This is a genomic window from Belliella baltica DSM 15883 (assembly GCF_000265405.1).
Lineage (GTDB): Bacteria > Bacteroidota > Bacteroidia > Cytophagales > Cyclobacteriaceae > Belliella > Belliella baltica.
This window is the reverse complement of the sequence record NC_018010.1, coordinates 2,699,939-2,724,629: the sequence shown is the minus strand read 5'-3', so window position 1 is coordinate 2,724,629 and position 24,691 is coordinate 2,699,939. Positions and strand designations below refer to the sequence as shown.

At 36.8% G+C, this 24,691-nt stretch carries 22 protein-coding genes; 10 read left to right on the top strand and 12 right to left on the bottom strand.

Features of this window, described 5'->3' with window-relative positions:
* Positions 1-14: 14 nt before the first annotated feature.
* Positions 15-281, bottom strand: coding sequence for a helix-turn-helix domain-containing protein (locus BELBA_RS12480; RefSeq protein WP_014773055.1), 267 nt, complete (start codon positions 279-281; stop codon positions 15-17).
* Between the two features lie 348 nt (positions 282-629).
* Here BELBA_RS12480 and BELBA_RS19885 point away from each other — a divergent pair, with 348 nt between their 5' ends.
* Together BELBA_RS19885 and BELBA_RS12475 are read left to right on the top strand one after the other, a co-directional pair.
* Positions 630-800 carry a hypothetical protein gene (locus BELBA_RS19885; RefSeq protein ID WP_014773053.1) on the top strand — a complete coding sequence of 57 codons (171 nt, stop codon included), beginning with the start codon at positions 630-632 and terminating at the stop codon, positions 798-800.
* Between the two features lie 739 nt (positions 801-1,539).
* Positions 1,540-3,162 carry a TlpA family protein disulfide reductase gene (locus BELBA_RS12475; protein ID WP_014773052.1) on the top strand — a complete coding sequence of 541 codons (1,623 nt, stop codon included), beginning with the start codon at positions 1,540-1,542 and terminating at the stop codon, positions 3,160-3,162.
* 153 nt (positions 3,163-3,315) lie between these two features.
* Here the strand turns inward: BELBA_RS12475 and BELBA_RS12470 are convergent, their stop codons facing one another.
* Together BELBA_RS12470 and BELBA_RS12465 are read right to left on the bottom strand one after the other, a co-directional pair.
* Positions 3,316-4,263: an IS3 family transposase gene (locus BELBA_RS12470; RefSeq protein WP_083833701.1), complete on the bottom strand. Its 948-nt coding sequence runs from the start codon at positions 4,261-4,263 to the stop codon at positions 3,316-3,318.
* Positions 4,196-4,657: a transposase gene (locus tag BELBA_RS12465; protein ID WP_014773050.1), complete on the bottom strand. Its 462-nt coding sequence runs from the start codon at positions 4,655-4,657 to the stop codon at positions 4,196-4,198. Before BELBA_RS12465 ends, BELBA_RS12470 begins: the two co-directional genes overlap by 68 nt.
* 881 nt (positions 4,658-5,538) lie before the next feature.
* On the opposite strand from BELBA_RS12465, the gene BELBA_RS12460 reads away from it, so the two are divergent.
* The 8 genes from BELBA_RS12460 to tnpC all read left to right on the top strand — a co-directional run bounded on the left by BELBA_RS12460 (position 5,539) and on the right by tnpC (position 15,907).
* Positions 5,539-6,894, top strand: coding sequence for a RagB/SusD family nutrient uptake outer membrane protein (locus tag BELBA_RS12460; protein ID WP_014773049.1), 1,356 nt, complete (start codon positions 5,539-5,541; stop codon positions 6,892-6,894).
* Between the two features lie 5 nt (positions 6,895-6,899).
* Positions 6,900-7,328 (top strand): response regulator, encoded by a 429-nt coding sequence (locus tag BELBA_RS12455; protein ID WP_014773048.1) that lies wholly within the window; start codon positions 6,900-6,902, stop codon positions 7,326-7,328.
* 303 nt (positions 7,329-7,631) lie between these two features.
* Entirely contained in the window at positions 7,632-8,036 is a 405-nt protein-coding gene (locus tag BELBA_RS12450) for a helix-turn-helix domain-containing protein (protein WP_245531065.1), read from the top strand.
* Positions 8,037-8,211: 175 nt separating this feature from the next.
* Positions 8,212-9,141, top strand: coding sequence for an AAA family ATPase (locus tag BELBA_RS12445; protein WP_245531064.1), 930 nt, complete (start codon positions 8,212-8,214; stop codon positions 9,139-9,141).
* 4 nt (positions 9,142-9,145) lie between these two features.
* Positions 9,146-11,602 (top strand): S8 family peptidase, encoded by a 2,457-nt coding sequence (locus tag BELBA_RS12440; RefSeq protein WP_014773045.1) that lies wholly within the window; start codon positions 9,146-9,148, stop codon positions 11,600-11,602.
* 1,471 nt (positions 11,603-13,073) lie between these two features.
* Complete coding sequence (locus BELBA_RS19980) at positions 13,074-13,475, top strand: hypothetical protein (RefSeq protein WP_157466094.1); 402 nt, start codon at positions 13,074-13,076, stop codon at positions 13,473-13,475.
* The gene (locus BELBA_RS12430; protein WP_014773043.1) at positions 13,463-14,332 is read left to right on the top strand and encodes a hypothetical protein; all 870 of its coding nucleotides are present in this window, start codon (positions 13,463-13,465) and stop codon (positions 14,330-14,332) included. Before BELBA_RS19980 ends, BELBA_RS12430 begins: the two co-directional genes overlap by 13 nt.
* A gap of 132 nt (positions 14,333-14,464) precedes the next feature.
* The gene (gene tnpC / locus BELBA_RS12425; protein ID WP_245531063.1) at positions 14,465-15,907 is read left to right on the top strand and encodes an IS66 family transposase; all 1,443 of its coding nucleotides are present in this window, start codon (positions 14,465-14,467) and stop codon (positions 15,905-15,907) included.
* A 523-nt stretch (positions 15,908-16,430) separates the two neighbouring features.
* On the opposite strand, the gene BELBA_RS12420 is transcribed toward tnpC, so the two are convergent.
* The 9 genes from BELBA_RS12420 to BELBA_RS12385 form a co-directional block, all read right to left on the bottom strand.
* Positions 16,431-17,657: a hypothetical protein gene (locus tag BELBA_RS12420; RefSeq protein WP_014773042.1), complete on the bottom strand. Its 1,227-nt coding sequence runs from the start codon at positions 17,655-17,657 to the stop codon at positions 16,431-16,433.
* A 639-nt stretch (positions 17,658-18,296) separates the two neighbouring features.
* Positions 18,297-19,394 carry a glycosyltransferase family 4 protein gene (locus tag BELBA_RS12415; RefSeq protein WP_014773041.1) on the bottom strand — a complete coding sequence of 366 codons (1,098 nt, stop codon included), beginning with the start codon at positions 19,392-19,394 and terminating at the stop codon, positions 18,297-18,299.
* Positions 19,395-19,646: 252 nt separating this feature from the next.
* Positions 19,647-19,985 (bottom strand): HepT-like ribonuclease domain-containing protein, encoded by a 339-nt coding sequence (locus tag BELBA_RS12410; RefSeq protein ID WP_014773040.1) that lies wholly within the window; start codon positions 19,983-19,985, stop codon positions 19,647-19,649.
* Entirely contained in the window at positions 19,975-20,268 is a 294-nt protein-coding gene (locus BELBA_RS12405; RefSeq protein ID WP_014773039.1) for a nucleotidyltransferase family protein, read from the bottom strand. Before BELBA_RS12405 ends, BELBA_RS12410 begins: the two co-directional genes overlap by 11 nt.
* Positions 20,269-20,568: 300 nt before the next feature.
* The gene (locus tag BELBA_RS12400) at positions 20,569-21,165 is read right to left on the bottom strand and encodes a GNAT family N-acetyltransferase (protein WP_014773038.1); all 597 of its coding nucleotides are present in this window, start codon (positions 21,163-21,165) and stop codon (positions 20,569-20,571) included.
* Position 21,166: 1 nt separating this feature from the next.
* Complete coding sequence (locus BELBA_RS19875; RefSeq protein ID WP_014773037.1) at positions 21,167-21,325, bottom strand: hypothetical protein; 159 nt, start codon at positions 21,323-21,325, stop codon at positions 21,167-21,169.
* Positions 21,326-21,848: 523 nt separating this feature from the next.
* Positions 21,849-22,955 carry a glycosyltransferase gene (locus tag BELBA_RS12395; protein WP_014773036.1) on the bottom strand — a complete coding sequence of 369 codons (1,107 nt, stop codon included), beginning with the start codon at positions 22,953-22,955 and terminating at the stop codon, positions 21,849-21,851.
* Complete coding sequence (locus BELBA_RS12390) at positions 22,952-23,836, bottom strand: glycosyltransferase family 2 protein (protein WP_014773035.1); 885 nt, start codon at positions 23,834-23,836, stop codon at positions 22,952-22,954. The genes BELBA_RS12395 and BELBA_RS12390 overlap by 4 nt, the downstream gene beginning before the upstream one ends.
* A complete protein-coding gene (locus tag BELBA_RS12385; RefSeq protein ID WP_014773034.1) occupies positions 23,833-24,690 on the bottom strand; it encodes a glycosyltransferase family 2 protein in 858 nt (285 codons plus the stop codon). Before BELBA_RS12385 ends, BELBA_RS12390 begins: the two co-directional genes overlap by 4 nt.
* Position 24,691 lies beyond the last annotated feature (1 nt).

Genomic DNA, 24,691 nt, shown 5'->3' with positions numbered 1-24,691 from the left:
CGATAAGATAGAGTTTATTCAGAAGTTTTATTAAAATCAGTTTTTAGGTCAATTTCAAAATCAAATAATTCTTTTGGTTGAACACCCAATGCCATTGAGAATCTGTAAATTTCACTAGTACTAAAATTTGTCTCAGCATTAATAACTCTACCTATTTGTCTAACATCATTTAAATCCATTCTTTCAGCTAAAATCTCATGTGTTAGATTCTTCGATTTTCTTATTGATTCAATTCTTGAACCTACTAATTTTAAAAATTCTATATTCTTAAATTGACCCACGGTACAATACTTGAAAAAATATTAAAAAAATAACAGGACATATTTGTCGTGTTAAAATTTATTTATAAATTTACAGACATCAACATGATAGGAATTCTATTCATTTTGATAAAATTGCGGATGTAATTTTATTAGCATTTGCACTTAAGCGTCTCGTCTTAGAAAACTGGTAATTTGAAGAGGAACGGGGTAATTAAGTGAGAATGCTCACGCCTTTGGCGTGGGCTCCTTACTTTCTTGTTCCTCAGGTATACCAGTACCTCTAAGACAGTTAGTAAGACCCACGCCTCTTTTTTTGATGCTGATCTTACTTAAAAAAAGACGTTCCAACATAAATATTTTATTAAAATGGAACAGAAAAAAACAACTTCTTTTATTCAAAAGAATCCAAAAACTGGAAGATTAAAAGATATATTTTCTGTTTTAATTGATAGAATTCAATTAGACGCAATCAGTATTTCTGGTTGCCCTAGTCCATTCGATATCCTCTTTGAGCGGAAACCGAAGAACCCTATTTAAACCTATTTTATACATGCGAGTCGAGCCACTGACAGAGATACGTTTTTCCAAGGTAGTTACGCAAATAAGTGAGCTCGCAATCTTTATATAGCTGCTGCAGAAGCTATTTAAGGTTTTCAATTTAAATCAATTTATTAACCCAAGTCTTACAGAGGATATTCCACTGAATAGTATTGTCTTGTCTAAGATTAAAGAAACTCAAATGCGAGAATTGTACCAAGTACCACGTACCATGTACAAAGATTTGGCTTCGCTGTCAATCTGATTGCTGATTCTCCAAATACATTCAGTTTCCCTCAAGACTTCAAACAACCAAAGTATGAAAACACAAAAAACATACTTCCTGGGATTGCTATGTCTTATGGTGAGATGAGAGAGTCGAGATACGAGAAGCTAGAGACGAGATCGGGAATGTATGGAGTACATAAATATAATTCCTAAAGATGAGATATCTCCCTCTGGTCGATATGACAACTAAAGGACACAATCTCATCCACTAACTCCAACTCAATTAACCAATTTCAAGAAAGGTTGCTTCACCTCAATTTCCCAGGCCAGTGGAATCTATGTCTAACCTAAAAACAAGTGATGCTAAACTGGTTTGCAGCGTGCCACATTGCTGCCCACTGTGCTTGGGTTTTCTTTAGATGCGAGAGGCAAGAGACGAGATTTTAGACTCGAGAACTAAGAGGCAAAAGAAAAGAATAAGAGTAGTTGAAATTTTAAACGATAAGAAGTTATGAAGAAGATAATTACGATTTTATTGCTTGTATTGGTAGCAGGAAGGATTGCTGTCGCCCAGTCTATTCAGGGGATGGCGTTTGAGGACGCCATTCCTGATGGACAAGATATGGAGAAAAGTGCACTGGTCTACTTTAAGTATATCAAGTACTCGGATCGGGAACCTGACACTTTGAAAGTAAGTATTTGGGATTATTATTTTGGGCAACTGGCATCTACAGAAGGTCAGGTTTCTAAGCGTATTCCTTTGAGAAAAGGAAGCATGCTTGAAGGATTGTTTCCTAGCAGTGACCGAGTAATCACGGTAAACATTTCAGATCTTCAAGGACCTAGCTATATCAGTTTGTCGCTGAGCAGTAATGAGACCTTTAATAAATACCTAATCTTTCCAGGGGATAGTATTAAAATTTACTCTCAGCCTTTCCGAAATATTCTGACATTTGGTGGACCATCTGCTCCCCTATTTGAATGTCAGCGAGCCTTGAATAATCATCGTCAAGCTTATTCATTTCAGAGAGCTGCAAGGTATACCCACAGAAGTCAATCCAGTCTGGAGGAATTTTTAGAAAAGAATGACAATCGGCTTATCTATGAACAGGCTCTGCAAAATTTTGGAGAGGTCTTGAGTCTTCCTATTTTGGATGAAAGTTACCTCGCTTTGTTGCAGTCAGAGGCTGAGCAAATCCCAATAGAAAAGTCTCTCCTAATATTGGATTCTTATCAAAGCCAGTTATCAAAGGATGTCTATGAAATCCTACTTGCCAATGAAATAGGCTTATTATATAATAGGCTTGTTCTTGATTGGTCCCAGATATATATCCATTCAAAAAAAGTTGGCAACCAAAGCCTTGTTGAAAAGCTTGAAGAATTCTATTTCAATGAAATTGGAAATCTGAATTTTGAATTTGAGGAAGAGACTATCAAAAGAGCCATCTATTATCAGGAATTCCTAATCAATCAATCTAAGGCTATCAGTCAGCTAAAGCAACAGCCTTTGTTTGTCAGCTTAGCTAATTACCAAGAAAATGTTAGAGACTTTTTGATTGGGAGATATATAATAGGGAATTATAGAACCTTATCCAATGGGTCAGAGGTACTTGAAAAAGCGCTTAGCAGTATTGAGGAACCAAATATCAGGCCCTATTTGGAAAAACTATACCATAGACAAGGTGCAGGACAGCCTATAGAAAACTTTGAATTTGAAAATCTGAATGGAGAAAAAGTCAAGCTTGAAGATTTCGAGGGAAAGACCGTATTGTTGGACTTTTGGTTTACGGGTTGTAAGGCATGTATCAATTTTTATGAAGCACACCTTCATAAAGTAGAAAAGCATTTTGAGGGCTCGGAAGATTTTGTTTTGATCTCCATCAGTATGGATAGTGATTATGAGAAGTGGAAAAAAAGTGTAGAAGGGGGTAGATATTCCTCACCTACAGGTATCAACCTATACACCAATGGAGAAGGCTTTGATCATTCTTTTTTGAAGCAATATAATATTGTCGGAGCTCCCCATCAACTTTTGATAGATGGTGAAGGAAGGATGGTTCAGTCTGGGGGATTGCAGTTGATGCCGGAGGAGTTGGTGGAGATTTTAGAGGAAGTTCTCGCAGAGGGATGCTGAGGTGCAAAGGTTTTGAAAGGATGAAGGATGAAGGAAGAGGGATGAAAAAAGGAGAAAGGAAAAAAGTGAAAGGTTAAAGGGAAAAGGAGAAAGGGGAAAGGGAAAAGGAGAAAGGGTAACCTGTACTTCCCTAAATAGCGTTGACCGTTTGGTTCAACATTCATTAAGTATTTCCATCGGGCAATCATGAGCCAGAGGTTCTTCTCTTGGGCAAACTTCGTAGGGGCTCGACGCCCCTTCGAAGTTTTTCTTTCCTTCGGTATAAACAATCACCGTCGGTCTTTCTTGGGCAGATAAATGTACTAATTTTTGATAAAATCCCATAGGAGTAAATTTCATTTTGAAAGCTCTGTGTAGTCTTTTTGTATTGTAGTGTTCAACTGCTTTTCCCACTTTTTTCTTCAGGTCTTTTAAGTCCTTAATCTGCCATCTTTTGAGGTATTCATTTTTAATAATTCCGTTGATTCGTTCAGCATAAGGGTTTTCCCATGCAACTGTTCCCATACTGATGTGAATATGGTTTTCTTTTAGTAAACAGGTATATTCCTTACTACTATACTGGGATCCTCTGTCTGAATGATGGATCAAGCCCCAAGACTGGTAATTCATTATCTTGAGAGCCATTTTCATAGCCGCTATATTTCCTTCTGTCCTCAGATTTTCGTTGACTGCATATCCTACTACCAATCTGGTATAAACGTCAATGATAAACACCAAATAATAATGCTCACCGTTTAAGTGAAAATAGGTTATATCGCTTTGGATTACCTGAAATGGCCTTTTTATTCCCATCCCCTCTATCAGGTTGGGATAAATATAAGCCCCGCTATAAGTAGTTCTATGATAATTACTTACACGTTTGACTCCATAACCTAATTCCATGAAAATCTCACAGAACTGATCCCTACCCATAAAGGATGGGCGCAATGTATAATACATCTTTTCAACCCCACAACCAGGGTGTTCTTCCTTGAGCTGATCTGCTAAGATTACCAATTCGGAAACCTCAAGATCAAAGGCTTCCTGTCTTTTCTTAGCCTGATGAACAGCTTGCTTGCTCACGCCTACGACCTCGTAAAGTGAATTGAGTGAATAACTCATAGCTTGTCGGTTGTCTTGGAACCACCAGAGTGTGGGGTGTTGGAGTTTTTTTAATATCAATCGAATAGTTCTCCTTGGCCAGATCAATCATCTTCTCTAAGTAATCAATCATTATCTGCTTCTGACCTACTGCGCGTTCCAATTCCTTGACCTTTTCTTCCAGTTCCTTTAGCTTGTTTGTCTGACTATCTTTCATCTCAACTATCCTAACATTTTTTTCATTATACGTCGAATACTTATAAATCCAATTGTAGATAAGACCATTTCTAATATTATAAAAACGCTCCATCTGAGCAACAGACATTATCCCTTTCTCATAATCATCAACCAATTTACGTTTAAACTCTTCAGAAAATCTCCTTTGGGAATTAATCCTTTTTCCAGTCTTTAACATCTAATTTAAGGGTTAAAAACGGTCAACCTATTTCAGGGAATGACAAGGGAAAGGTTCCCGCCGCGGCGGGCAAGAAGGGATGAAGGATGAAAAAAAGGGGGAAAGGTTATAGGGGTTAAGAGGGTTAATTGCTTAATCGTTTAATTGGTTAACTGATTAAGGTGGTTGTTTAAATCGTTAAGCGTTAAATGTTTAACGTTAAACAGGGTCTTTGTATTTCGGGTTTTTGTCGAAATGTTAGTACGAGATTTTCCCGCAATGCTGAGGGACAGGACTCCCTACCCCTGTAAACCATTCCTTCGGGAGGCAGGTCTCTTTAGGAGGTGAATTCGAAATGACAAGAATAATATGGCTTTCCGATTTTCTCATGGTTAAACGATAAACCCAATAGGTATTTCCGATTCGCAAACGGCGAGGGGTACTATGGAAAGAGGAAGGGAACTTCCTGGGTCAGCTGGGTTTGTGGGAGCTTGGCTGGCCTCCTTTTTTGGTTAATTGGTTAATTGGTTAACTGGTTAATTGGTTAGAATACTCCTTTGATGAATAGAGGGTTAAGACGTTAATCGTTAAACTGTTAAGCGTTAATCGTGGGACTGGGGAAAGAGAAGTGAGAAGCGAGATACGAGAAGCGAGATACGAGACGTGAGATGATGAGTTAAAGATACAAGAAGCAAGAGGAAAGAATTAAGATTTGAGATATGAGACGTGAGAAGCGAGATACGAGACGTTAGATGTGAGATTTTCCCGCAATTCTGCGGGACAGGCCTCCCTACCCCTCCCCCCGTAATTCTACGGGGCAAGCTTACGTGAGGCAGGCTCGAAATGACAAGGAGTTGTGATGAAATAAGAAAAAATTAATAAAAAACTTAAAGAAAAAAGATATGAAAGGTATAAGAATAATGATTGGTGTTTGGGGGCTGATGGTATTTATGAGTTCCTGTGATGGGTTTTTGGATGAGAGGCCGAATAAGAATATTGTGATTCCTAATACGCTTGATGATATGCAGGCTTTGATGGATGCGAGTAATTGGGGAATGAACCAAAGTCCTGGATTTAACCTCTTGAGTGGAGATGAATTGGTAGCTACACCCAATGCATTTTTAGTCTATAGTTTGGATGAGCAGGAGGCTTATAAGTGGAGTGAAAGTTTCTTCGAAAATGAAGCAAGTGACTGGTCTGTTCCTTATAGTCAAGTATTCTATGCCAATGTGGTTTTAGAAGGTGCTGAAGAGATTAATCCTTTAAGCGAAGAAGATAGAAGTCGTAAAGAAGAAATTGTAGGGAGTGCATTATTTTTAAGAGCTAATGGGTTCTACAATCTTCTCAGCCAGTTTGCGCCAGCTTATCAGCCTGGCATTAATGATGGGGCTTTGGGAATTCCTTTAAGGATGGATCCTAACATTAATATTAGGGTAGATCGATCTGATTTAAAGACTTGCTATGATCAGGTGATTGGAGACCTTAGTACTGCTCTACCCTTGCTTAGGGATATGACTATCTATAAAAGTCGTCCATCAAAAGCTGCTGTACATGCATTATTGGCTAGAATCTACTTATCAATTGAGGATTATGAAAAGGCATTGACACATGCGAATAGTGCATTGGGTATTCATGATGTTTTGATAGATTATAATGCTTTAAACCCTAATCTCCGCTTTCCTATACCTGCCTTCAACGAAGAAGTGATTTATCATACACAGATGGTGACCTATTTGTTTAGCGCATTAGTGACAACAGTCGTAAATCCTGAGATTTACCAATCCTTTGAGACGAATGATTTGAGAAGACGTGTATTCTTTTTAAATAATGCATTTGGTGCAGTTTTCAAAGGAACCTATTCTGGTACGAATAATATGTTTTCTGGATTGGCTAGCAATGAAGTGTATTTGATCAAAGCTGAATGTGAAGCAAGGTTGGGAGATGGCGAAACTGGATTGCAAGTGCTTAACTCTTTATTAGAAAAGCGGTGGGTAACTGGTAATTTTGAGCCTAAAGAGGCAACGGGATCAGGAATTTTGGATTTGATTTTGGAAGAACGCAGGAAAGAGCTGCTCTATCGCGGTGTTAGATGGACAGATTTACGCAGACTTAATCGTGATCCTAGGTATGCAAAAATTCTAGAGCGAAATATTCAGGGGGAAAACTTCACTTTGGAACCAAATTCTAGCAGGTATACATTACCAATACCTTTGAATGAGATCAATGTCAGTGGGATTTCTCAAAACAATCGCAATTAAGCGGAATGAATTCACTGAATGATTTTGACTGCATTCTATTGATAGATGATGATCCAATCATCAACTTTGTCACCAATAGATTTTTAAGAAAAGCAGGATATCAAAATGAAATTATCAAGTTTGAGCATAGTCTCGAAGGATTTGACTATGTAAAGGCAGTATTGACTTCATTTGATTTAGGTCCTTGTTCCGTCTTGATTTTCTTGGATATCAATATGCCAGTATTGAATGGTTGGGGGTTTTTGGAGCAATTTGAAAAGTTACCAGCTAAGGCAAAGGAAGTTTTTCGAATTGTGATTTTAACGAGTAGCTATGATCCCAAGGATATAAAAATGGCAAATGATGATAAAAATGTATCCGGGTATGTTGTCAAGCCTTTATCAATATTTCGTATTGGAGAGGTGGAGGACTATTTGGAAAAGTTGAGGTTTTAAAGAAAGCGGCGAGGAGCCGCTTTCATTATTTAAGATTTTAGATATCAGACCTACATACCAGAAGGCAGGTTTTAGATTTAAAAAAAGTCGGTATGATGTTTTTCCCTAGTTAAATTTTGAGCATATGTATCCAAATTTTAATTCCATCGAGTTCGATGGGATTAAAAACTTGTCAGAGTAGTTTAGATATTGCTTAAAGTAGTTTAAAACTACTTTCTAGAAGGATTTTGTAAAAAGGGTTATTATAACATCTTTTTAGTTTCATAATATCAAAATATTAATTAAATTAGTTTAAATAACGCAATGATCATGGGAGAAAATGAAGATTCTGGATTTACTGTCCTCGAAAATAAAAGTATTGGAAGAAACTTTTCAATGTTCCGTAAATTACGGGATAAGAAAGCTATAGAAGTAGCTGACTATTTAGGCCTGAAAGAAGCTGCCTATACAAAATACGAAAGAGGAGAAAGCAAAATCACCATAGACATGATTCAGAGTGTTGCTGAGTTCTTAAATGTGGATCCGCTTCAAATAATATCCTCTCAACCAGGTCATATTATCGAGCATTTGACAAATTCTCCTGTTTCGATTAATTCCAGTAATAACACTACTTCGATCAACGATAAGCAAACTGAAGTTATGATGAAAATGATGGAATCAATGATGCAGATGAATGAGGCGATTAGAAAAATATTAGAGGGGAAGTAAGATTAATTTCCGAATAAAATTGAATTTTTTAAGCTAAACTTAAAGCGAAAAAGCATCTATCTTTGTGGTGGGTATTTTAGAAATTTAGATTACACTGCGTATTTAAACAATTATGAATCAAGCATTATTAACACGTCTTTTTAAAACTATTGAGGGCAATCAAAATACTCCGTTGATGAAAATCGCTTTTAGTATAGTGGAGGAAGAGCGCAAAAAAGGTCATGCCCATCTTGCAGACAAGTTAGAGTCCATTCTTCGCCAGAACCTTTCAATTGAGTCAGATCAAACGCTTAGACCCATTAAAGTTAAAGACTTTAAATTACCTGTTGACCGGAGATATAGACTTCCTTTAGCTAACCATATTCCCCATGAGCAGCTTAGGCATCATATGATTTTGGATACAGTTGTAGAAGAGAAAATAGAAAGAATCGAAAAGGAATTTTTAGCTGGGGAAAGGTTAGCGCATCATGGTTTGAAGCCTAGAAGAAAAATGCTTTTTTATGGAGCATCTGGCTGTGGCAAGAGTATGGCTGCTGAGCGAATTGCATGGGATTTGGGCTTGTCTTTTTACAAAGTAAGGTTTGACTCTATCATCTCCTCATACTTAGGAGAATCTGCTGCCAATCTCCAAAAATTATTTGACAGCATTGAAGATTATCCATGCGTATTGCTTTTGGATGAATTTGATATTATTGGCAAACAAAGGGAGAGTAGGTCTAATGATGTTGGAGAAATCCATAGAATTGTAAATATTCTTTTGGGATTGCTTGAGGAGTATAGTGGGAAAGGACTGCTGATAGCTACTACTAACTTAGAAGGAAGTTTGGATAAGGCTCTTTTTAGAAGATTTGATGAATTTATTGAATTTCCCAAACCATCAGCATTCGAAATACAAAAAATTCTTCAGCAATCGTTTTCCTCTTTACATGTCAGCAATGAGGTAGATCTTGGTGCACTTTCAAGAAAGATGGATGGGCTTTCTTATGCGATTGTAGAAAAAATAGCCCATGATGCTGCTAAAAAGGCGATTATTTACGGTCACAAAGAAATCAGTCATAAAGATATAGAACAATCCTTGAATGAAAACCGGTTTTTAAACGCATAAACTTATGGAGCAATTTCCACATCTGAATTTTTTTCAAGTCGTAGAGGGTAAGGCAAGAGGTTTTGGAGGCGGAGGGGAAAATGAAAGATCTAATCGAAATAGAACAAACCGTAGAACACATGCGGATTTTTTGTCCGAACGAGTGACCCAAAACAGGGAAGAATGGCTGATTGATTTTTCGCAAAGAAAAGGACTTGCAAAATTGAGTTCAGAAATCCAACCTGTTCTACTAGAAATCAATCCAGATAAACTAAAGGCTATAGGTTTTAGTCTGCTCGACTTTAATATAGAAATAGTGTCTGAAGGTGATGAAGGACTAATCGTTGCAGCATCCTTGGATAACCTTAATGCTCTAGAAGAGAAAATCAGGGGTTTTATAGATAAAAAGCATGGTACTGGAAAAATTGCAGACTTTTGGAGTATCGTGGATGGTGATAGATCAAGCTGGAAACCACAGCATATATTGTCTTCTCACCTTTTAGAGATGTGGCCCCAAATTCAAGATGATCAATACTATCAATTAGAGGTCGGGATTGCATTTGATAGACCAATTCCTAAAGAACCCGATATTTCAAAAAGAGGAGGAGAAAAAAAACATGAAAATTTCGAAAAATCTCTAGAAGAGAGAGATATTCTTTTAATGGAAAGACAAGATCATTTCGAGGAATTTATTAATTTTTATGGAAGTATTATAAGTTCTTTTATAGAACTGGAAGATAGTTTTAGCTGTGAGATAGAGATATCTGGAAAAGGCTTAAAAGATCTGGTTGTAAATTATCCTTTTGTATTCGAAGTCAATGAAAAAGAAGAAATTGAGATTTCTACTGATGACTTGGGTGCATCTACTGAAATTGAATTTGAAGTTCATCCTCCTGAAACAGACTCCCCAATAGTTGGTGTAATAGATAGTGGAATACAGGAGAATCATAGGTTTTTGGAAAATGCTATCAATGATTCTACATCCTATATTCCATCTGATCCCTCAACGGCCGATCATGTAATTCCTAATGGTCATGGCACCCGCGTAGCTGGCGCAATTCTTTATCCTGATGGTATTTCCCATCTATCTTCTCCTTATGTACTCCCAGTATTCATTCGAAACCTTCGCGTCTTGGACAGTGGAAATGGACTTTTACACAAATATCCAGCTGATTTAATCAAGACAATTGTACATGAAAATCCAGACTGCGAAATATTCAATTTGTCGATCTCATCCAAAGCAGGCTTTAGGAAAAAGCATATGTCGGCTTGGGCTTCTACTATTGATGAACTTTCCCACTATGAGGATATTCTTTTTGTTCTTGTTGCAGGCAATTTGTCCAGAGACACGATTAAACACTATCTATTAGATGGTTTAAATTACCCTGATTATTTGAGAGCGGCCTTTTGTAGAATAGCCAATCCTGGGCAAAGTGCTTTTGGGATTACGGTAGGAAGCATAAATCCATGTGAATTTGAAGATGATGATTGGGAGTCTTTAGGGGAAAAAAGTGAGATATCAGCTTTTTCTCGTATAGGTTTAGGTATATGGGAAATGACCAAACCAGATGTAGTAGAATATGGAGGAGGATTAGTTGTTTCAAAAAATTTATTGAAGCTTGTAAAAGTGCATGAAAACCTTGCTCCTGAATTATTGAGATCAACCTTAGCTGGTGGGCCTGCTCATTCAAAAGATGAGGTAGGGACTTCATTTGCTGCACCAAAGGTGACTTTCATCTTGGCTCAGCTAAAGAAACTTTATCCTAATGAAGGCAATAATTTACTCAGGGCTCTTTTGGTTCAGGGAGCACGGCTTCCAGGAAGACACTTTTCTGAACCTTCCTTGGAAAGTATTAAATATTATGGCTACGGACTTCCATCTCTTGAACGGGTCACGCGTAATTCAGAATACAGAGTAACCTTCTACAATAATGCAAAAATCAGCGCGGAGCAGGCGCATGTTTACAAAATTGATATTCCTAAAGGATTAAGGAAACCAGAAGACGATTTTGATATCTTGGTTGAAATCACCCTAGCTTATACGTCTAAAGTCCGGAGGACGAGGCAGCGTTTAAAATCTTATTTAGCTAGCTGGCTGGATTGGGATACATCTAAAATTGGAGAATCTCACGAGCAGTTTAAAAACTTTGTTCTCAAAGAAATAGAAGGAGGTGAAACCCATTATGACAGAACCATTCGTAACAGATATTCAGGGATTCCTTGGAAAATAAGAGAAAAATCCAATTCTGGTGAAATTAGAAGTATGAATAGAACCAATTCAACCATACAAAAAGACTGGGCGATCATTAAATCTTACGATCTGTCGGACGACTTCAATATTGCTATCAAAGGGCATAAAGGATGGGATAAAAATCAGGAAGAAATTCCATACGCTTTGGCAGTATCATTTGAGATACTTGGCGCTAATATTCCTATTTATGAGATGATAAGAATAGAAAATGAAGTAGAAATTGAAACCTAAATTCAATATAATATTCAACAAGGGTATATTTTCAAGCTACACTCCCCTATTAATAGATAAAAAATTCAACCCTTTCAGGGTTGGAGACAGCATGTGTTTTCACTTTGTCCCTGGGTTGGTATCCAGGGTTAATAACCTGCGGTATTGAATCCTTTCAGGATTATAAATGATTAATTGAGGCATAAATTTGGAATTCAACCTTCAGAATTTACAAGACCACGGATTTTAGGAATTGAACGAATTAGGATAAAAGGGATTTGGAGGCTGATTTGGTTTTAAAACTGATATATTGTACAAAAAAAGAAAAAAAGTGGGTCAATATAATTTCAATAAACAATTTCCTTATTCTTTATTGTTGCTATTTTCTCTTTTAATTTCTTCTTTTTTAATCATTTACTCGTGGAATAAGGGTTTTGACCTTTCCGATGAAGGGTTTTATTTATTAATGGCAGATCCATTACAATCAAATGAATTTAATCTAACTAGGTATGATTTATTTTTTAAAATCGTTCATGAATTTTTTCATTTTGAATTTGGTATTGCATCACTTAGGATTATCAGATATATACTTTACCTCATAACCTTAATACCATTAGCCCTAGTAGTCATTCAGCATAATCAGCTAACTAGCAGAACCCTAATATTCAATATATCTATCACGATTCTCTTATCACTTTTTTTAAGCTATGGATTCCAACCACACAGTTTATCTTACAATCACCTTAATGTTTTTTTCTCTAGTTGTTTAATATTTTTGATCTATAAACTGAATAATAATCAAGCATTAAGTGTTTGGAAAATACTATGGCTCGGTTTAATTCTAGGCTTCATATTTTATATAAAAATAAGCACAGCCCTTCTTTTAACAATAGTGAGTTTGGTGCTTTTGATCAAAAGACATAGATTCACATATAAGCTCTTCATCATAATTTTACCACTCTGTGTATTTGAATTGATATTTTACTTTCGATTGAATCAATCATTATTACAAAGTGTATTTTTACACTCTAGCTTAAATTTCAATAGAACTGACTATGGTATTTTTGACTTATCAAAAAACTTAATTGTTGGAGGTGTTTGGACTAGTCTATTTTTTTGTTCAGGAATATTGATTGCAAAGTCCTCAAAAATAAAAAACCTATATTATAAAACTGCCTTTATAATCTTTATTTTGGTGATAATTCTTTGGTGTTTAGCTATGGTCAAAATAGCTGAGCCATGGGTATTTTTATATCCCGCCGTGCTGTTGATTATTCTTGGGTTTTTAAGTTTACATTACATTAAAAAAAGAACTCGGGGGGAAGATTTAGTTATTTATCTCTTGTTACTCTTTTTCCCTTTTATCCTACATGCAGGAAGTAATCTGTATTTCTATTGGGTCAATATACATTATTCATTTAGCTGGGTTATACTTATTTTTTTGATTTCAAAGGATAATCCTCAATTAAGAAGATTCGTTTTTCTTTTAATTTTGGGATCTCCATTATTAATATGGGATGGATTATGGAATAGGCCATTCCAACAGTGTGGGATTGTTGAAAACATCAATTCATATAGTTACCGAGAAGGAAAAGAAATCTATATCTCGACCTCACTATTCAATTTATTAGGTGAAATAAAAAATCGACTAACAGAACATGAAGAAATTGACTTGATTCCATTGTATAGAAATCCTGGGATTAATTACCTTTTAGGAAAGCAAGTTCCTTACATTCCTGGTTATTGGGATCAAAATCATTTTAAGGCAATTTACAAGGAAGGGAAAAACAAAAGGCTTTTTATATATAATGGCGTTTTTGAATTGCCTAAATTTGATTCAGAGGAAGATATTATTCTTTTTACTTATCCAAGAGATGTCGTATGCGTAGAATAAAACCACAGCACTACTTTGCATTTATTATTCTTTGTTTTTCATTATTTTTCTTTAGTTATGCCTTTAAGTTTCTTTTAAGTTCTGACTTTAAAGCACATATATTTTTATATCAAGATGCGCTTGAGAAAAGTCAAATCCTTATCCCCCCACTCTACTATTGGACCGTACACTTGTTTGATTATGTTTTTTACTTTAAGTACGAGTTTATTTTAAGTGCCATTGTTATCATGAGTATCTCCAATGTAACCAAGTACTATATAACGAAGCACTATCTATCAACAGAAGAACAAAATGGGTCTATTGCCTTGATTTCTTTTGGATTGGTTTTATTTATGCCACTGGTTGCTCCATTTGGAGAAGGAGATTTTTGGTATTTAGGGAAATTCACGCCAAATATTTGGCATAATTCGACAACAATATTTGCTTTCCCTTTTTCTCTTTTCCTATATATTTATAGTGTCAAATGGTTGAAGAACCCAAAAAAAAGCACCTATCTCTATATGCTCTTGTTTGGTTTGCTCACCTTACTTGCTAAACCAAGTTTTTTATTTGCATTTATCCCTGCATTCCCACTATTCGCATTGATTGTAGAAAAAAAGGTTGCCAAGAAAACGATACAAAGTAGCCTTTTAAGTTTGATGTTATTTGGGTTGATCCTAATGCAAAAATTAATACTTTATGATCTTGAAAGTTTAAAACATCAATTTTATAGTCTAGCAGGCAGAACAGAGATTGGTATTGCTCCTTTTAAAGTCTTTTTATACTATTCAGAAAATGTGGGATGGGATATCCTTTCTAGTTTTCTCTACCTTGGAATAATAGGGATTCTTTTTTGGAGAGAAATTAAATTAGAGTAACTACTCAGGTACATTATTTACTGACCGATATTCAAGTATTTGGAGTCTTGTTGCCCTCTGTGGTGTATTGATGCGTATTTGTATGTGAATGTACGAAAATCAGCTTTAAAGTTGGTTTATCCACATTTTTTTGTGGGGAAAAACAGCGTGGATTATTGGTATTCATGGGATTATGTGCTGATATTCAGGAAACATTTCTATAGTATATTGGACCACAGGGATACGCTTATTCAGGAACTGATCAAGATGAACCTCCAGCTTATGGAGCAGGTCAAGTCTTTAAAATCTAGGGTATCCGATTTGGAAAATGAGCTTGCCCGTTACCGTAATCCCAAAAACAGCCGCAACAGCTCGGTTCCCCCTTCAAAAGACGAGAACCGCCCCAAAAAAAATCAGAGTCTCCGTCAGGATACAGGGCGCAAAACCGGCGGTCAGCCTGGACACAAAGGCCATACCCTTGAAATGACATCCTCCCCGGACATAATAGAAAACCACATCCCTTTATTCTGTACCTGCTGTGGTGGTGATCTGTCGGCGGTTCCAGCAGAACTGTCCTCCAAAAGACAGGTCCTGGATCTTCCTGTGATTAAAGTGGTATGTACCGAGCATAGAATCTTTTCCAAAAACTGTTCCTGTGGAGAAAAGATCAGTGGGTCATTCCCTGACAATATCAATGCCCCCATACAGTACGGGAGCGGTGTTGAAACCATTGTCGGTTATCTGCATGCCAGACAGTATGTTCCCTATAGAAGGATGAAAGAACTTCTCAGGGACTGCTTCGGTATTAATCTCAGCGAGGGGAGTATCGATAACATTATCGGTAGGTTTGCCCGCAAGTCTGCACCAATATATGCAAAGATAAAGACGGCAGTCTCTAAAAGTCCTGTGATAGGAGCTGACGAGACTGGGGCTAAAGTGGATGGAAACAAACAGTGGGTCTGGACTTATCAGACCGAGGAACTCACCCTGTTAGCTATATCTGAATCACGTGGACTTAAGGCGATGAATACACATTTTCCCGATGGGTTCGGAAAGGCAGTATTGTGCCACGATGCATGGAGGGCATACTTCAACTATTCGGAAAACCTGCACCAGCTCTGTTGTGCACATCTGCTTAGGGAGCTCAACTACATTGTTGAACGCTATAAATCTAAATGGGCTGACAGCCTTAGGGCCCTGTTCAGGGAAGCTATCTCACTGAAGAGAAAACTCAAAAAACTACCAGATCCAGAGAATAGCAGGAGTATTGCTTCCATTGAAGAGAAGATGGATAACCTACTCGCCCAACCTGTAGAGTCAAAACATAAAGAAGCAGTATCCCTACAAAAAAGACTCCTGAAATACAGAAAGTCACTTTTTACTTTTCTCTATCACCAAAAAGTACCACCGGATAACAATGCCTCTGAAAGAGCCATACGCAACATCAAGGTGAAACAAAAAATATCAGGACAGTTCAAATCCAACAATGGAGCTGAAAACTTCTGTGTTATAAGATCCGTCGTGGATACCCTGATCAAACGTTCGGGAAATATCTTAGAAAATCTAAATCATATAGCTAATTTACAACCTGAGTAGTTACAAATTAGATAATGAATGGATTTTTTCGCTATTGCTCTTGATTTTTGGGCTTAGTGTTTATTTCTTATTTGTTGAAAAAGGATCAAGAATCTACGATGGTAACTTTTATTGGCAAGTACCCATTGTCCTATACATTTCGCATTTGTTTGTTACTAAAAAGGTAATAAATGCATGGTACACTAAGGTTCAGAAGAAAAAATGGAGATTCTTAATATTCATCACCCTTTTTGCATGTTACTCTATTTCTGGTATTGCTTATCTGATTAGGTATTTGGTGATAGACCGCTTTCATTGAAGAAAATCATCAATGAAATTCAAAGAAAATTGCAAGAGATTATAAGCCTGAATAAAAGCGGAATTAATAATGACACCTATATGTGAATATTTTACTATTAATTATGCAAATAATCGCCAACTACGCCACGGCGCACGTGAGTCCATTGTCAACTGACCACAGCTGATTGTGCAGAACTTCATGAAAATTATAAATGACTACTGTTGTAAAAGAATATATAGATATTTATTTCAAGTCTATTTCCTTTGCCAAAGCCCTCTTTCTCTCCTCTTCCTCTACGATTCGGTTGTAAATCATTGCGCGTTTTTTGATGCGCTGAGTTTTTTGCCAGTCCATAAATGCGACGATTACAAAGAGCATAAAGTACATGATCTGACTTTTTTGGCGGATGATAATACCCAAATTGGACATGATGTAAGTCATGGAGATGGAAATGGAGATAAACACCACCCCTGACATCTTGACCATGGAAGGAGCAATCTTGATATAGGTCAAAAAGTCTTTACTCAGAATTTTGCTGAACATGTAAATATACAAGGCATTTTCCATACTGACTACTATACCTAAGGCATTGGGAGAGTCTATAAACAATGGTCTAAACCAAAAAGTAAAGAGCTTCATAGGCAGGCTGTAATTGCTCATATCTACCCCCGAACCTGCCGCTTGTAATCTTTGAGCATTCAATCCAGATTCTTCTTCGAATGAATCTACTAGGTTATTGGGGTCATAACCTAGGTAAAGGATAATGCTTTCATACATCAGAATTGAAAAGACCACTCCCGCTGCTGTTACCAAGTATTTTTGATAAAGTGGCACTTTTTCTTTTCCTAATACAAAGCCTACAGCCATCCCTATCAATACTGCCACTAAAATATGAGGTCGCACCATATAGGATATAAATGCGCCTATGATGAGGTGAGGAATTCTTTTTCCAGGCCAAGAAAGGCCATAAACCAAAAAGCCCAAGCCACAGAAGATGACGGCACCTTTGCCTAAAGAAGCTGTCCAAAAGTGCATGTTGGGAAGGAACATAAAGATGGTGATGGCATCCCAACCTTCAAATTTTGGGTTGAAGCGAAGGTTTTCTTTGATAAAGAGGTAGAAATAAACAAATCCTAAGTACCCAAACCAGGTAAAGAGGAACATCATCATTTCATAGTTGAAGTTCAGGTATCGGATAAATGGAAATGCCAACCACTCCATAAAGTCCGTACCTGTGGCAAAGGCATCGAACCAATTGGGCCAATAGTTTAAAGTTTTGTAGTAGTAGTTGACGGAATCCGAGCGGTTGAACTGCGCATAGGTGTAGTACACACCACCAAAAAACATGTGGTACCAATAGAGTTGATTCAGTAATCCTGCTTTCAGCCATTTATGTTTCGTCTGAATGTTGCTCAGGATAGACTGATTGAGAAAGAAGAGGAAAATTATCAGTAATAGACCGCCGAACATGGATTCGATTTATTTTTGCAAATTAATGTGTATTGGGGAGATTTGCATCATTAGGGGGATGTTATTGTTGTTGGGGGTTGTTGGGGTTGGGAATGTCGGTGATGTTGGTGATGTTGGTGATTTTGGAAATATTGTCGGGTTGTCGTGGTTAAAAGGGTTATTGAGTTGATTGGGTTAATTGGTTGATTGAGTTGAATTGGTTAACTGGTTGATTGAGTTGAATTGGTTAACTGGTGAAATGAGTTGATTGGGTTAATTGGTTAACTGGTTAATAAATGATAGTCCTATATGTTAGATAAGATCTAGTCAGGGAAAGTAGCCCCAGCGGGGCTATATGCTTATTAGCCCTGTATAAGGCGCTTATGAAAGATTTATAGTCACTACTACCGTCATGCGCCGCAATGCAGGGTTAAGGAGTGCGCACACCTGACCGGGAGTCCCGGCTGTGGATGTTTTTAGAAATGTTAGTATTTCTCGGGAAGATAGGGTTCTTGTAAAATTAGAAGCGCTAAAAGGGGATCAAAAAACTTTTGTTACACGGAGTGGCACGGAGGAGGCACAGAGCTGCACAGAGGAAATCTCAGGGTTGGAGGAGGTAAAAGGAAAAGATTAAATAGTTAAAAAATGTTGAATTTCCAATTATGAATTATGATCTAATATGTCAAGATAAAATGATTCGAAATCTTGGGTGACTTTGGTAAGGGTATATTTTGATTGGACTAGGGTTTGGGCATTGTTGAGGATTTGATTTTTTTGATTGGGGGGGAGACTGAGAAGGTTGTGGATGGCGGATAAAAATTCCGCTTGATCTTCTGGGTTAATGCAGAAGCCTGTTTCACCCGTTCTTAAAACTTCGGGGATACCTCCTACTCCGTAGGCTACTACATGTACCTTGCAATACATGGCTTCGAGGATGACTGCTGGCAAACCTTCGATTTTCGAGGGCATGACAAGGGCTGTGGCTTGGGATAAGATTGGAAAGATATTGGTTTGGTTGGGAATGAGTTGTACGCGGTCTTGAAGGCTTAGTCTTTGGATTTCTTTTAAGAGTTTGCTTTCTAATGGGCCTGAACCTACAAAGACCAAATTGATTGATTTGTCTTTGAGTGTGTGGAAGATGTGTAACATTCCCAAAGGATCTTTCTCAGGCACTAGCCCTCCTATTTGGAGTAAAAATGGTTGGCTGAACTGATAGCTTGCTGCTGCTTTTCGTTTTTCCTCTATCTCTTCCGGTACTATTCCTATGGGAATTACTTTGCACTGCTGTGATGGAAAACGGAAGGTTTTTAGTAGGTCATCTTGAGAAGCTTGGGAGACAGAGGCTATTGCTCCCACCCTATTTAATAAAAACTGATTGAATCGTCTGTGCCAGGATCCTTTGATGAAATCCCCCATTTGATTGGCATTGCGGTAGATGATGGGTTGCTTCCATCTAAAGAATAATTTGGAAAATACAGCAAACTTTAGGGTATCTGCTGCATTGGCTTGGATAAGATCGGGTTGAAATTCTGTGATGATCTTGCTAAATGCTGCCCAACTCTTATAATCTGTCAAGCGCTTGCTGATCGGTCGCTGTAGGTGGATTTGTTTGCCTGTAAAATCAAGTTGCCCGTCTCCTTCAAACACACTGACCAAAATCAGCTCATGTCCTAGTTGCTGTAGGGCATGAGAAAGCTGGGAGGCGAATATTTCGGCGCCACGGCGTTGGGGTTTTTGGATGAGTTGGAGGATTTTCAAGGGGTTGGGAAATGTTCGTGATGTTAGGAATGTTAAAAATGTTTGAAGGGTTGTCTGGTTGTCATTGTTGTCGGGGTTGTCGCGTTGTCAAATGTTGGTGATGTTAGAAATGTTAAAAGGGTTGTCTGAGGTGATCTTGGTTGTCGTGGGATGTTGAAATGTTGGGAATAGCTTGTCCGCTACGCCTCGGCGCACAAGCGGGGCGGATTGGAAGGGTTGTCAGGGTTATCGTTGGTGATATAATATTTACATTTAAAATGTAATATTATTCAACTTCTCTTTTAAATGCGGGATATCTACGGTGATGATTTGCCATATGATGATTTCATCTACCCCAAAATATTCATGAACCAAAAAATTTCTAAGACTAATTATCTCTCTCCAACTAATGTCTGGTGTACTCAATTGTAATTCCTTTGAAATATGGTTTGCAGCTTCACCAATTATTTCAAGTTGCTTTATTGTTGCAAATCTGATGATAGATTTATCCAAAAATGTAGCATAGTTGACACCTTTAATATAGCCTTCTATCTCCTCAATTGCTTCTAATATATGGGCTATTCTTTGTGGGTCACCTATACTACCTTTCATAAATTAATTGCTTATCCACTTCGATAAAAGGCTGAATATGCTTGGAAACCGCATTACTAGTAAGTAAATCAACGGGCTTATTAAAAATATCTTCTAAGTCATTTTTTAGCTTTATAATTCTTAAGCCAATGTGTTGATTGTAATTCAATTCAACCAATATATCAATATCGCTATTCTTACCAGCCTCACCTCTTGCGTATGAACCAAAGATGTAGGCACGATCAACGGGTGAACCTTCAAAAAGCTTCTTAATCTTATCAATATTTCTTTTTGTGATTTTCATATCCTTTTATCTTGATCAAATATAATGCAAAGATGATTAGAAGGCAATGTTGTCGTTGTTGGGAATAGCTTGTCCGCCGGGGCGGATTGGAAGGGTAGTTGAAATGTTTTTAATGTTTAAAAGGTTGGAAGGGTTGTCGTGGTTGTCGAGTTGTCGGGGTGTTGAAATGTTTGAAGGCTAGTCTGGTTGTCGGGGTTGTTGTCAAATGTTGGAAATGTTGTCTCGGTTGTCGTTTTTCTTGGGATGAGGGTTTGAAGGTCTGTGGGGGAACATACCTTTGGAATTAAAGTTAGAAATTAATTAAATCGTAGATAATTCTAATAAGTCAAAATACATTAGCCTTGTATTTACATCTCTGTCGTTGTTAAGTCCTGTGTACAATCTTTCTTGATCTTCGTCACCAAATAAAAATTTAAATCCATTATTTTGATAATATTTTATCGGGCCTGGCTCGTTATAAGCATCCACAACTAAAAAGCGACAACCCGTTTTATTATTCGAATCGATAAACCAAGATTTAATAAAATCCATTAGTTCTTTTCCAATACCTCTACCTTTAAAATCTTTATTGACTCCGAGTCTTCCGATCAATACGGCAGGGTAACTTCTATATTGCTTAACTCTTGGAATCAAATCATTCACTTTCTTTTTTCTACTATTAGGTAAAAAGTTAGCTTTAATGCTATCATTTGAAAGTGTAAATGCGCAAATTATTATTTTAGGATTTTCATCATACTTGAAACAATAAGATTTTCCCAACAACTGTTTAGAGTAATCTAATGTATCATTTAAAAAAAATTCATTTAAATCTTTATGCCCACAATCAAATTCAAAAGTTGATTGAATTATTTCTTTTGTCAATACAGAAAAAGTACAATTATCGAGTAAAAAGTTCATTTTAAGTCATTTTAGCCTTTTTAAGAATCTCATTTGCTTTCTTTAACTCTCTTCTGAAATCTACTTTTTTCACTTTGAGTGCAGACTTATCTGCCGATTTAATAAATTCCTTTGCTTCTTTATCTTTAAGCACTGGAATACTTTTAATTGTTAGAGCCATCAGATTAAATATTTAATTTCTTCACTGCTTTACAAAACTAGTTGATAGTAATCATTTTACAATTATTATTTCTGAAAAGTTCAAATTTTGTTTAAGAGTTAGAGGTGGTGTTGAAATGTTAGTAATGTTAGATGGGTTGGTGAAATGTTGGGAATGTTTGAAATGTTAGAAGGGTTGTCTGGTTGTCATTGTTGTCGGGGTTGTCGCGTTGTCAGGGTTGTTGGTAATGTTGGAAGGGGGTTGAAATGTTGGAAGGGTTGTCGGGGTTGTCTGGTTGTCTGGATTGTCAGGGTTGTCGTGGTTGTCGAGTTGTCGGGGTGTTGAAATGGTTGGAATGTTGGGAATGTTGGGAATGTTGGGAATGTTGGAAGGGTTGTCGGGTTGTTAATGAAATTTACGATATACTGAACTACGACAACAGCGAAGCGGAGAACCATGACAACAGTGAACGCAGTGAACGGACAACCATGACAACAGCGAAGCGGAGAAAGCGACATCACTAATCAACCAATAACTCAATCCACTATTCACTCAATTCCCTAATTAACTCTGAATAGGTTTCTTCGTAGGTCTGGGCAATTTTCTCGATATCAAAATGTTCACAGGCAAAGGCATGGGCAAGGGATGTTCTTGTGGACCAATCTTGGGTCGTTAGGGCAGCTTGAAGCTGGGTGGCGAGGTGCTGGGGGTTGCGGACTTGGTGGAAAAGTGCCATTTCGGAGCTGAGGCATTCTTTGTTTTCGGGGATTTCGGAGGCGATGATGGGGACTTTGGCCATCATGGCTTCGATCAGTGCGCCGGGTAAACCTTCGTAGTGAGAGGGAAAAACGAAGTAGTCTGCTTTTTCAAAGAATTTATTCACATTTTGTTGACTTCCCATTAGTTGCACATTAGCCTCTAAATTAAGTTTGGAAATCAATTTATCAAGTTCAGATCGGAATGGTCCCTCTCCAACTATTTGGAGATTGAAATTATCTCTTTTTATTAAAGAAAAGGCTTCAATCAATTCTTGAATCCCTTTAGATTCAATTAGCCTACCGACAAAAAGGAAGATTTTATCCTCAGTCTCATTCTTTTTATACGGTAATTGTGGTATTTCTCTCCCTCTATAAATTACTTTAATCTTGTCGGCGTTGATATTTAGTGCTTTAGTATATTGTTCTTTGATTGTTTCAGAATTTGCTAAGAATAGATCTACTTTATGAGAAGAATAAAAATCCATAAACTGTATTGCTTTTAATTTAAGCTTCAAAGAAAGCTTTAAATTCGTAAACCTTCTTTGGCTGTATGAATTACTCACAAGGCTATTTATGATTGGAATTTCCATATTTAACCTCCTCGACACCATATCTGCATAAAATAAAGAAGAGTGGATTATATCAGGATTGATCTCCCTTAGTAAATAACGCACTGGCTTAACGAGTTTATGAAAAGAATAAGTCTTTTCAAGATTTAATGAATGAAATTCAATTCCATTATTAATAAGCTCTTGCTGAAAATCATTCTTTTCAAATAAAGATATAAAAATAGGTTTCACCTTATTAAAGGATCTGGCTAGCTTAACTAGACTCTTTTCTGTCCCTCCTGTTTGAAGTGAATCAATTAAAAAAACGACTTTTTTTTCTTTCATGAAAGTCCGTATGTTTTTCCTGACTTTTTAATTAGGTAGTGCCAAAATGCCATTTTTATCATTTTGAAATTCTGATTCCCATAGGAAAAACCAAATTTAAAGCCATAGATCATTTTCAAACTCCATCTTACAAATAATCTCAATTTCATCATGCTTGATCCTAAGGAGTCTGCAATCATCAATAAATTCCTTAAACTATAATATTCTCGGCTTAAATTATCCTTCTTTATATATTTAGGCTTTATGAAACCCATCCTATCTGACGCCTCTCTAGCTTGCAAAAACAAACCAGAATCAACCACTACTTCAAAACCTTGCTTTTTTACTTTCAGGCAAAAATCTAATTCTTCAAATCCAAAGAACAATTTAGGATTAGGTGAAACTCCATTCCTCGCAACATCTCCATTAACGATCATACACATCCCACCTGCAACAAAATCTACTTTTAAGAATTTATCTTGGTGTAATTGCTCGTTAGATGTTCTTCTCACGATTCCCTTGTCGATATCAAAAAAATGACCCACAGTTCCCAAAACCCCTGCATTGGAAACTTTGTCTCTTATATCTAATAACCTTTCAAAACAGTCCAATCTAAACGGTGGATCATTGTCATCACCCCAATAGATCCAATCATAGCCTGCATTTCCTACTATCTCTAAACCTTTTGCTGCAGCTCCCGCAGGACCAGCATTATAACCCATTCTAACATATTCAAGAGGAAATGTTAAAAGTAATTTAATCATCTCCTCCGTTTCATTTCCTTCACTGTTATCTATAATCCATAGTTTTTCAGGAGGCAGCGTTTGAGCAAAAACCTGTTCAATGGTATCCTTTAAAAGATCAGGACGATTATAAGTGATGATAAAGCCAGCAAATTTCATTTGACTGGGTTAACAGTTTCTGTATAAATCCTTTTTGCCAAGAAAGGAAACCATGCAATTATTAACCTTATCCAAGTACTCATTTTATATGGTTTATATTTCAATGCATTTGCAAGACATATTCTTGCTTTTTCATATTGTCTGAAACGCATATAATTGACCCCAATAATTTGATTATAAAGAAACTTGACATGATTTGATAAATAGTCTTCATGTTTATTTAAGATAAGTTGAAGGCTATCAATCATATTTCTTAAGTTTTTACTACCTCCATCTATAGATGGAAAATAGAAAAAGTTAGCTTTTGGAATTCTATGAAATTTTGGTTTAGCTTGATAGGCTCGCATGAATAATTCTGTGTTCTCAGCGTATTTCAATCTTTCGTCATAGCCTCCAATTTTTTGAAAAAAATCATTTCGAATCATCCAAGCTCCTGGAATAAAAATTTGTTTAATTAATTTAGAGCCTTGAATTTCTACCTTTTCAAGTGTTTTTTCACCATTACCATATTTTGTTGTAATCATATCACAAAACACCATGTCTGCTTCTGATTTACTTGCGGCCAAAAAGTCTTTTAACCATTCCTCTGACACCTTATCATCATCATCTAAAAACAATAAGTATTGACCTTTTGCAAATGAAGCCCCATAATTTCTTGCTGAACAAACTCCTAACTTTTCACCTCTATGCAGGTATTTAATGTCTTTAGACAAATTGGCAAGTTCCATTGGGTTTTTAGAATCATCAATTACAATTAATTCTACATTCCTATTTAAAAGTAAAGAGATGTTTGAAATCAATACTTTGGATTGAATAGGCCTATCCAAAGTGGGGATTATAATGGAAATCTTCACA

What these genes read in the sequence shown, in the direction of transcription:
- BELBA_RS12440 (WP_014773045.1), top strand. Translation starts at nt 9,146, where the DNA reads ATGGAGCAATTTCCACATCTGAATTTTTTTCAAGTCGTAGAGGGTAAG.
- BELBA_RS12445 (WP_245531064.1), top strand. Translation starts at nt 8,212, where the DNA reads ATGAAAATCGCTTTTAGTATAGTGGAGGAAGAGCGCAAAAAAGGTCAT.
- BELBA_RS12420 (WP_014773042.1), bottom strand. Translation starts at nt 17,657, where the DNA reads ATGTTCGGCGGTCTATTACTGATAATTTTCCTCTTCTTTCTCAATCAG.
- BELBA_RS12455 (WP_014773048.1), top strand. Translation starts at nt 6,900, where the DNA reads ATGAATTCACTGAATGATTTTGACTGCATTCTATTGATAGATGATGAT.
- BELBA_RS12450 (WP_245531065.1), top strand. Translation starts at nt 7,632, where the DNA reads ATGATCATGGGAGAAAATGAAGATTCTGGATTTACTGTCCTCGAAAAT.
- BELBA_RS12390 (WP_014773035.1), bottom strand. Translation starts at nt 23,836, where the DNA reads ATGAAATTTGCTGGCTTTATCATCACTTATAATCGTCCTGATCTTTTA.
- BELBA_RS12405 (WP_014773039.1), bottom strand. Translation starts at nt 20,268, where the DNA reads ATGAAAATCACAAAAAGAAATATTGATAAGATTAAGAAGCTTTTTGAA.
- BELBA_RS12475 (WP_014773052.1), top strand. Translation starts at nt 1,540, where the DNA reads ATGAAGAAGATAATTACGATTTTATTGCTTGTATTGGTAGCAGGAAGG.
- BELBA_RS12470 (WP_083833701.1), bottom strand. Translation starts at nt 4,263, where the DNA reads ATGAGTTATTCACTCAATTCACTTTACGAGGTCGTAGGCGTGAGCAAG.
- BELBA_RS12465 (WP_014773050.1), bottom strand. Translation starts at nt 4,657, where the DNA reads ATGTTAAAGACTGGAAAAAGGATTAATTCCCAAAGGAGATTTTCTGAA.
- BELBA_RS12430 (WP_014773043.1), top strand. Translation starts at nt 13,463, where the DNA reads ATGCGTAGAATAAAACCACAGCACTACTTTGCATTTATTATTCTTTGT.
- BELBA_RS19885 (WP_014773053.1), top strand. Translation starts at nt 630, where the DNA reads ATGGAACAGAAAAAAACAACTTCTTTTATTCAAAAGAATCCAAAAACT.
- BELBA_RS12410 (WP_014773040.1), bottom strand. Translation starts at nt 19,985, where the DNA reads ATGAAAGGTAGTATAGGTGACCCACAAAGAATAGCCCATATATTAGAA.
- BELBA_RS12395 (WP_014773036.1), bottom strand. Translation starts at nt 22,955, where the DNA reads ATGAAAGAAAAAAAAGTCGTTTTTTTAATTGATTCACTTCAAACAGGA.
- BELBA_RS19875 (WP_014773037.1), bottom strand. Translation starts at nt 21,325, where the DNA reads ATGGCTCTAACAATTAAAAGTATTCCAGTGCTTAAAGATAAAGAAGCA.
- BELBA_RS12460 (WP_014773049.1), top strand. Translation starts at nt 5,539, where the DNA reads ATGAAAGGTATAAGAATAATGATTGGTGTTTGGGGGCTGATGGTATTT.
- BELBA_RS12400 (WP_014773038.1), bottom strand. Translation starts at nt 21,165, where the DNA reads ATGAACTTTTTACTCGATAATTGTACTTTTTCTGTATTGACAAAAGAA.